The sequence below is a fragment of the Macromonas bipunctata genome (assembly GCF_002837135.1).
GTDB lineage: Bacteria > Pseudomonadota > Gammaproteobacteria > Burkholderiales > Burkholderiaceae_C > Macromonas_A > Macromonas_A bipunctata.
Genome location: NZ_NWBQ01000016.1, coordinates 83,712 through 91,458, shown reverse-complemented (window position 1 = coordinate 91,458; position 7,747 = coordinate 83,712). Strand labels below are relative to the sequence as shown.

8 protein-coding genes are annotated in these 7,747 nt (G+C 67.8%); 6 read left to right on the top strand and 2 right to left on the bottom strand.

The genetic code is table 11. The features are described 5' to 3' along the window. Positions 1-1,351 (bottom strand): glycosyltransferase family 39 protein (locus CON76_RS02745; protein WP_101101835.1); only part of this gene is annotated, 1,351 nt, incomplete at its 3' end. Between the two features lie 105 nt (positions 1,352-1,456). On the opposite strand from CON76_RS02745, the gene CON76_RS02740 reads away from it, so the two are divergent. Together CON76_RS02740 and CON76_RS02735 are read left to right on the top strand one after the other, a co-directional pair. Then, a complete protein-coding gene (locus CON76_RS02740) occupies positions 1,457-2,479 on the top strand; it encodes a glycosyltransferase family 2 protein (RefSeq protein WP_101101834.1) in 1,023 nt (340 codons plus the stop codon). Then, on the top strand, positions 2,476-3,450 hold the full coding sequence (locus tag CON76_RS02735; RefSeq protein ID WP_101101833.1) for a lysylphosphatidylglycerol synthase transmembrane domain-containing protein: 975 nt from the start codon (positions 2,476-2,478) through the stop codon (positions 3,448-3,450). Before CON76_RS02740 ends, CON76_RS02735 begins: the two co-directional genes overlap by 4 nt. On the opposite strand, the gene CON76_RS02730 is transcribed toward CON76_RS02735, so the two are convergent. Further along, entirely contained in the window at positions 3,413-4,795 is a 1,383-nt protein-coding gene (locus tag CON76_RS02730) for a phosphomannomutase/phosphoglucomutase (protein ID WP_101101832.1), read from the bottom strand. The genes CON76_RS02735 and CON76_RS02730 overlap by 38 nt on opposite strands. Positions 4,796-4,989: 194 nt before the next feature. Between CON76_RS02730 and rpsU the strand changes: the two genes are divergently transcribed. From rpsU to CON76_RS02710, 4 genes are all read left to right on the top strand, one after another. Next, positions 4,990-5,202 carry a 30S ribosomal protein S21 gene (gene rpsU, locus CON76_RS02725; RefSeq protein ID WP_101101831.1) on the top strand — a complete coding sequence of 71 codons (213 nt, stop codon included), beginning with the start codon at positions 4,990-4,992 and terminating at the stop codon, positions 5,200-5,202. A gap of 116 nt (positions 5,203-5,318) precedes the next feature. Then, entirely contained in the window at positions 5,319-5,780 is a 462-nt protein-coding gene (locus CON76_RS02720; RefSeq protein WP_101101830.1) for a GatB/YqeY domain-containing protein, read from the top strand. A 29-nt stretch (positions 5,781-5,809) separates the two neighbouring features. Then, entirely contained in the window at positions 5,810-6,622 is an 813-nt protein-coding gene (murI, locus tag CON76_RS02715; RefSeq protein ID WP_101101829.1) for a glutamate racemase, read from the top strand. Positions 6,623-6,696: 74 nt separating this feature from the next. Continuing rightward, positions 6,697-7,719, top strand: a complete 1,023-nt coding sequence (locus CON76_RS02710; protein WP_101101840.1) for an ABC transporter substrate-binding protein — start codon at positions 6,697-6,699, stop codon at positions 7,717-7,719. The last annotated feature ends 28 nt before the right edge of the window (positions 7,720-7,747 follow it).

Sequence of the window (7,747 nt, the reverse complement as noted above, 5' to 3'; positions counted from 1 at the left end):
CGCAGGCGGGCAGGTCGGCCAGCGGCTCGGGGCGGCACACCGCTACCGGCGCCACCGGGAACTGGGCGCGCAACATGCCGCCCAGCACCGCATCGCTGGCCAGGATGGGGCTTTGGCCATCGTAGCCTGCACGTTGCAGGTGCTGCACCAGTTCGGCAATCGGCTCGTTGATCTCGTTCAAGCGGTCCAGGCGGCCATTGAGCCAGGGCCGCGCCACAAACAGGGTGCCAAACAGCACAAAGCCCAGCACCACGCCAGACGTGAACCAGTGGCTGCGCGGGTGGTGCGCCAGCACCGGTCGGGCCACAAATGCCAGCAGCGGCACCACCAGCAACAGCGGATGCACCCAGCGCGCCTTGAAGTGTGTCACATCGCCCACCAGCACCATGCCCAGCAGCAGCACCGCCACCCAGCCCAGGTAGCGCCACAGCAGCGGCTGGAGCCACGCCGGCGGCGCGGGCTCAGAGGCGTGGGCTGGCGCCTGGCCCGCCGTAGTCCCCGGCGCTGGCAGCGGGCGCCACCAGGCGCGGCCAAACACCGCCAGCGACAGCAGCAGCCACAACAGCACATTGGCCAACACCCCGTCCACCAGCAAGCTCGACAGGCCCTGCCACACCGACGCCTCGGGCTGCAGCTGCATCTTGGTCAGCGTGCCCCGACTGGCCAGTTGCCAGTGCTGCCACAGCCACCACACATGCGGCAACAACACCGCCACCAACGTCAGCGGCACATACCACCAGCCGCGTGCCCACAACACCGGACGCGTCTCGCGGCCCGAAAGCACCGCCAGCGCCAGCGCCAGCGCAAACAGCGCAAAACTGTACTTGGACAACAGCCCCAGCGCCAGCACCAGCCCCAGCGCCACAAACCCCGACGGCTGCGGGCTCTGCAACTGGCGCAGCACCAGCCACCACGTGGCGGCCACGCTGGCGCACACCAGCACCGTGTGCGTCAAATCGCGCAACGACTCCCAGCCCATGATGGGCAGCCACACCAGGCTGGCAGACGCCCACCACGCCGCACGCGGCGGCAGCACCTCACGCGCCGCACGCCACAGGCACCAGTAGGTGAGCGCCAGCAGCGCCATCTTGAGCACCGCCAGCGCCAGCAGCCCCGGCCCCAGCAGCGCCGCCACGCCGGACTGCAACCACGTGTAGAGCGGCGGCTGCGCGCCATAGCCCCACGCCAGCCGCTGCGACCACAGCATCTGCTCGGCCTCGTCCAGCTCCAGCGCGGGCGACAGCCACAGCCGCGCCAGCACCAGCGCCAGCGCCCAGGCCAGCAACCACGGCACCGGATGGCGCACCACCACACCAGACGCAACCACGCGGGCCGCAGCAGACACACTCATACGGGGGACGAAAAATCAGGAGAAGAAAAAAACCGGCGCCCGCCGCCAGCCTGAGACCAGCCCCAAGCGGCACCCGGCCGCGACGGCGGCACAATAGCGTCAATTATGCTTGACCCCCACAACGCCTCCGCCCACGTGCCCGATGTGTCCATCGTGGTGCCCATCTACAACGAATACGACAACCTGCCCGACCTGGTGGCCCGCATCGACGCCGCCATGGGCGCCCAGCCCCTGAGCTTCGAGCTGATCGCGGTGGACGACGGCTCCACCGACGGCAGCGCCGAACGCCTGCGTGCCCTGGCCGCCAGCCATTCCTGGGTGCGCGCGGTGTGCCTGGTGCGCAACTACGGCCAGTCCAGCGCACTGCAGGCCGGCTTTGACCGCGTGCGCGGCCGCTACGTCGTCACGCTAGACGCCGACCTGCAAAACGATCCGCAAGACATCCCGCTGCTGCTGCAACGGCTCGAGACCGACCGCAGCGTGGACATGGTCTCGGGCTGGCGCCAGCAGCGCCAGGACAAGGCGCTGTCGCGGCGCCTGCCCTCCATGTTGGCCAACAAACTCATCTCCAGCACCACCGGCGTGTACCTGCACGACTACGGCTGCGCGCTCAAGGCCTACCGCCGACCCATCATCGACCGCATCCGGCTCTACGGCGAGCTGCACCGCTTCATCCCGTCGCTGGCCAAACAAGCCGGAGCGCGCATCACCGAAATGCCTGTGCGCCACCACGCGCGTACACGGGGCGTGTCCAAGTACGGCATCGACCGCACCTTCCGCGTCATTCTGGACTTGATCCTGATTGTGTTCTTCATGCGCTACCGCCACCGCCCGCTGCACGCCTTTGGCGGCCTAGGCCTGTGGTTGGTCACCCCCGGTACGCTGATACTCGGTTGGCTGTTTGTACTCAAGCTGCTGGGCGAGGACATAGGCGGCCGCCCGCTGCTGCTGGTGGGCGTGATGCTGCTGCTGATGGGGCTGCAAATGATTGTGGCCGGGCTGGTGGGCGAGATGCTGACCCGCATCTACCACGAGGGACGCGGCGCCCCGCAGTACCACGCCAACGACTACGGCGCAGGCACCAGCGACGACGCCCCGCCACCGCACCACCCCAGCACCGCACCGTGAAGCGTTCGCACAAGGCCGCGCTGCGGGCGGGCGCCGGGCTGGTGCTGCTGGGCGGCGTCGTGGCGCTGGCGGACTGGTCGGCGCTGGCGGCGCTGCTGCGGCAGGCCGAGCCGCTGTGGGTGCTGGCGGGGCTGCTGGCGGCGCTGGCGTCCAACGTGGTGTCGGCGCTGCGCTGGCGGGCGCTGGCGCGCTGGCTGGGCTGCAATATGGCACCGCGCCAGGCGCTGCGCTGGTACTTTCAGGGGATTGGCCTCAACGCCCTGCTGCCGGGGGCGGTGGTAGGCGGCGATGTGTACCGCGCCATGGCGCTGCGCCAGAGCGGCCAGCCCGGCACGCCCGCCAGTTGGTCGGTGTTGCTGGATCGCCTGAGCGGGCTGTGGATGCTGTGCGCCATCGGCGCGCTGGGAGCGGCGGCTTCGGCGGCGCAGCTGGCGCCTGTGCTGGGGCTGCACGAAAGCTGGATCGTGGCGCTGACGCTGGGCGGCGCGGCGCTGTGGCTGCTGCTGCCGTGGGCTTTACCTTGGAGCTTGCAACGCTGGCCGGTGCAGCGGCTGCCGCTGTGGCTGGCACCGTTGCGCGCCATCGCCACCCAGCCGCACTTTGCGCGCCAACTGGGCTGGCAGGTGCTGTGTTCGGTCGGGGTGCAGGTGCTGTCGGCCAGCGCCCTGGCCGCCGGAGGGGTGGCTCTGGGCATCAAATTGGACGCTGCGGCGTGGGCCTTCGCGATTGCACCGGTGTTCCTGATGGCGGCGCTGCCCGTCAGCGTGGGCGGCTGGGGCACGCGGGAGGCCGCTGCCGTGCTGGCGTTGGCCCCGTTTGGTGTCGCGCCCGCCGCCGCCGTGGGTGCGGCCATGCTGTACGGCTTGTACGGGCTGGCCCAGGCCGTGCTGGGCGCGGTGGCGTTTGGCTGGGTTGGTGGCCAGCGTGGCGCGCTCAGTGCGCCGCCGCCCCCACCTGTGCGTCGGGCTTGACGCGGCGCAGCAGCGCCATCATTTCGGCCTCGATGCGATGCAACGCTTCGGGGGTTTGACCTTCAAAGCGCAGCACCAGCACCGGCGTGGTGTTGGAAGCGCGGATCAGGCCAAAACCGTCCGGCCAATCCACGCGCAGGCCGTCGATGGTGTTGAGCTGCGCCGGGGCCGCAAACTGGGCGATGGCCTGCAACTGCGCCACCAGCGTGTGCTGCTCGCCGTCGCCGCACACCACGTTCAATTCCGGCGTGGAATGGCTGGTCGGCAAACCTTCCAGCAACGCGCCGGGGTGGGCGTGGCGGCTGACGATCTCCAGCAAGCGCGCTCCGGCGTAGCTGCCATCGTCAAAGCCGTACCAGCGTTCCTTGAAGAAAATGTGGCCGCTCATCTCACCACCCAGCGGCGAATCCACTTCTTTCATTTTGGCCTTGATGAGCGAATGGCCGGTCTTGTGCATCAGCGGCACACCGCCCGCGTCGCGAATGGCCGGGGCCAGGCGTTGGCTGCATTTCACGTCGTACACAATCTGGCCGCCCGGCACGCGCGACAGCACATCTTGCGCAAACAGCATCATCTGGCGGTCGGGGTAGATGTTCTGCCCGCTGGGGGTGACGATGCCCAGACGGTCGCCATCGCCATCGAACGCCAACCCCAGGTCGGCCCCGGTTTCGGCCAGCTTGGCGATCAGGTCGCGCAAGTTCTCGGGCTTGGAGGGATCGGGGTGGTGGTTGGGGAAGTTGCCATCCACTTCGCTGAACAGCTCGATCACCTCGCAACCCAGCGCGCGGAACAGTTGCGGCGCGGAAGCCCCCGCCACGCCATTGCCACAATCCACCACCAGCTTGAGCGGGCGGGCCAACTTCACGTCCGACACAATGCGGGCAATGTAATCGTCCTGCACCGCGACTTGGCGCACGCTGCCACCGGCACGGGTGGGCGCATCTTCGGCTTCCATCGAAAGGCGCAGGGACTGGATGTCGTCACCGTAAATGGCGCGCCCGGCCAACACCATCTTGAAGCCGTTGTGGTGCTTGGGGTTGTGGCTGCCCGTGACCTGGATGCCCGAACTGCACAGCACGTTGGCCGCGTAGTAGGTCATGGGCGTGGTGACCATGCCGATGTCGATCACCTGCACGCCTGCGGCCACCAGCCCGTCGATCAGCGCCGCCGCCAGCGCCGGGCTGCTCAGGCGGCCATCGCGCCCCACCGCCACCGTGGTCTCGCCCAGCGCCAGCGCACGGGCACCAAAGGCGCGGCCCAGCGCGTGGGCAAAGTCGGGGTTGAGCGCATCGGGCACCACGCCGCGAATGTCGTAAGCTTTGAAAGCGGTGGCAGGAACTTGCATGGAAAGATGGGAATAAATGAAAACCCAAAGATAGCACAGCCACGCCCCACCGCCTGGGGCTATAATGTTCCACTTTGCTGGCAAACCCCGTCGGCCTTGATCACTTCAAGACGGGGACAACTGCCGACCCTGAACGTAAAAGGCCCGATCTTCCTTTGACTGCCAGTCGGCGCAATCATTGAAATCATTAGCTAATGACCACCATCCGCGTTAAAGACAACGAACCCTTCGACGTCGCTCTGCGCCGCTTCAAGCGCACCATTGAAAAACTGGGCCTGCTGACCGACCTGCGCGCCCGCGAGTTCTACGAAAAGCCCACCGCTGAACGCAAGCGCAAGAAGGCCGCCGCCGTCAAGCGCCACTACAAGCGCGTGCGCTCCATGCAGCTGCCCAAGCGTCTGTACTGATAGGCCACTGCTGCCACACCGTTGATCTGCTGCGCCTCGCAGCGGTTTCACACAGCCCGCTGGAGGACGCTCAAGCGGGCTTTTGTTTTTTGACCCCTTTTTTACGCACCACCGCCATGGCCCTCAAAGACCAAATTTCCGACGACATGAAAGCCGCCATGCGCGCCAAAGACACGCAGCGTCTGGGCACCATCCGCCTGCTGCTGGCCGCCATCAAGCAAAAAGAGGTGGATGAGCGCATCACGCTCGACGACGCGGGCGTGGTCGCGGTGGTGGACAAGATGCTCAAGCAACGCAAAGATTCGATTGCCGCGTTCGAACAAGCGGGTCGCACCGATCTGGCCGACACCGAAAAAGCCGAAGCCGCCGTGCTGCAAGCCTACCTGCCCGCACGCCTGAGCGCCGAGGAAGTGCAAGCCGCTGTACAAGCCCTGGTGGCCCAAATCAGCGCCGAACTGGGCCGTGCCCCCACCGCCGCCGACATGGGCAAGCTCATGGGAGCCGCCAAAGCCGCACTGGCGGGCAAGGCCGACATGGGGCAGGTCTCCGCCGCCGTCAAGGCCGCACTGGCGGGCTGATCGCCCCCCAGCCCTACCGCCGCAGCACCATGCGCAGCGCAGCATCGGCCCCCATCGGCGTGTTCGATTCCGGCGTGGGCGGGCTGTCGGTGCTGCGCGAAATCCGGCGCACCCTGCCCAACGAGACACTGTACTACGTCGCCGATTCGGGCCACGCCCCCTACGGCGACAAGGACACGGCCTACATCGAGCAACGCTCGCGGTACATCATTAAATTCCTGCTGGCCCAAGGCGTGAAAGCGGTGGTGGTGGCGTGCAACACCGTCACTGGACTGGTGATACAACACCTGCGTACCCACTTTGCGCAACTGCCCATCGTGGCGATTGAACCCGCTGTCAAGCCCGCTGCGCTGCACACCCGCAGCGGCGTGGTGGGGGTGCTGGCCACACGCCAGACCGTGGCCAGCCCAGGCCTGGCGCGGCTGGTGCAGCAACACGGCCAAGGCGTGCGCGTGCTGCTGCAAGCCTGCCCCGGCTGGGTGGAATGCGTGGAACGGCACGAGCTGGACAGCCCCGCCACCGTGGCGCTGGTGCAACAGTTTGTGCAACCCCTGCTGGCCCAAAACGCCGACACCTTGGTGCTGGGCTGCACGCATTACCCCTTTCTGGCCCCCGTGATTGCCGCACTGGCCGGGCCGGAAATGCGCATCATCGACCCCGCCGCCGCCGTGGCCCGGCAACTGGCCACCCGCTTGCAGCAACAGGGCTTGCTGCACGCCGATAGCGCAGGCATCGCCCCCATGCGGTTCTGGAGCAGCGGGGCCAGCGCGCACGCCCAGCGCGTGATCTCGCAGCTGCTGGCGCACCCCGTTGCCGTGGAACAACTGCCCACGGCGGGCTGATCGCGCCAGGACGGCGGATCCCCCGGGGGGTTGTGTTACGCTTGCGTGGCACCGACCACCACCACCGCCTTCCCATGCGCACCACGGCACCACGGCTCACCTCATGGACACGCGCCCACGCGCGGGCATGGGTGTGGGGTGCGCTGGCGCTGACCCTGGGTCTGCAAGCGCCCACGGCACAGGCCGAATCCAAGGTGTACCGCATCGGGGTGCTCAAGACCGCCTCGCACGCAGCGCTGGACGCCGACGAGCGGGGCTTCGAAGCTGCGCTGGCCAGCGCCGGGTTCCGCGAGGGCGTCAACGTGGTGTACGACCGGCACAACGCGCAAGGCAACGCCAGCCGGGCCCAGGTCATGGCACGCCAGCTGGTGGCCGCACGGGTCGATCTGGTGCACAGCATAGGCACTCCCGCCACGCAGGCTGTGGTGGGCAGCGGCGGCAAGATCCCGCTGGTGTTCTCTTCCATCACCGACCCGGTCAAGGCTGGCATCGTGCCTCCGGGCAGCGCCCCGGGGCACAAGACGGGTGGCCACATCACCGGCGTCAGCGACCAGTGGCCCGTGTTCCTGCAGATGCAGACCTACCTCAAGTTTGTGCCACAGGCCAAGGTCTGGGGCACCATCTACAACCCCAGCGAGGTCAATTCCGTCACCCACGTGCAGGCCATGCGCCAGGCCGCGCACCAGCTGGGCCTGCAACTGGTGGAAGTCACCATCCAGCACAGCCAGGAGGTGGAACGCGCCGCCCTCGCCCTGGTGGGCAAGGTGCAGGCCATCGTCATCACGTCGGACAACACCACCGTGGCCAACTTCGAGGCCTTGGTCAAGGTGTGCGAACAGCACCGCACCCCCGTGTTTGCCGGCGACGTGGACAGCGTGGCCCGGGGCGCGGTCGCTGCCTACGGCATGGACTACTTCCTGGTCGGCTACGCCGCTGGCAAGAAGGCGGCACTGGTGCTCAAGGGCGTGTCGCCGGGCAACATTCCGTGGGGACCGGTGGAAAAGTACAGCTTCGTCATCAACCGGCAGGCGGCGCGCCAGCAGGGCGTCACGCTGCCGCCCCGGCTGCTGCAAAAGGCCGACAAGCTGCTGCACTGACCCCCCCATTCCTCCAGACCCACCACAC